The 1,070-nt window shown below is 44.6% G+C and carries 1 protein-coding gene; it reads left to right on the forward strand.

The features are described from left to right. The coding region (locus FZC40_RS16935; protein ID WP_207706744.1) for an MBG domain-containing protein at positions 1–1,070 on the forward strand (1,070 nt) is incomplete at both ends.

A 1,070-nucleotide genomic window follows, 5' to 3' on the forward strand; every position in this document is an offset into this window, starting at 1 on the left:
CAATCCGAACTATGCCGACAGCGCAGCCGTCGAAACCACATTGACGATCACCCCAGCTGAAGTAACGATCACCGTTGATCCACAGACGAAAGTCTATGGAGAAAGCGACCCAGCCTTGACCGGAAAACAAACCGGTCTGGTAAAAGACAGTGATCTGGGAACGATCAGCTACAGCCGAATCGCTGCGGATACAGGCAAAGAAACTGTCGGAGCCGATATCAGCATCACGGCGACCTACACAGCGAACACAAATTACACCGTGAACGTAACGAACAGCAAACTGGTGATCACAAAAGCTGAAAGCAACACAGTTAATATTACCGGATTCACCGGAACATACGACGGACAAGCCCATGGCTTAAGTGCAGTCAGTGCTGGCATAGAAGGTTCTACAATCTGGTATGGTAATGACGAAAGTGGATGGAGTAGCAATCCACCAGTATTTACCGAGGCAGGAACTTACCAAGTATCAGTGATGGTAACAAATCCGAACTACTATGATGTTTTCGGAACCGGAACCGTTACGATTCAAAAGAAAGCTGTTACAATCACAGCAGATGATAAAACAAAAGTTTATGGACAAAGCGATCCGATATTAACTGCCACTATTGATGGATTAATTGGAACGGATACGCTGAATTACAATTTAAGCCGAGATCCTGGAGAAGCTGTGGGAACTTATGCTATAAGAGTAAATTTTGAACAAATGAACGTATATTCCGATTCGGAAGTAAGTACGGAAGCCTATCGGGATATTAACTCAAATTATGATGTGACTGCAGTTAATGGAATATTAACCATTACACCATCCGTTGTCGTCAATTATTACGATATCAATTACCTGGCCGGAGCTGAAGGCGTGACCAACATGCCGAGCAGTCAAACCAATATTGTAGCAGGCAGTCAGCAGACTGTATCGACTCAGATACCAGTCAGATCAGGTTATACTTTTGAAGGATGGAATGTCAGCGGCGCAACGGCAGTCGATGGGCAGTTTACAATGCCGGGAAACACTGTGAATATCACGGCCAACTGGAAAGCGAATCAATATGACTTAAATATTACCTATC

The organism is Acetobacterium tundrae (assembly GCF_008086615.1).
In the GTDB taxonomy this organism is placed as follows: Bacteria; Bacillota; Clostridia; order Eubacteriales; family Eubacteriaceae; genus Acetobacterium; species Acetobacterium tundrae.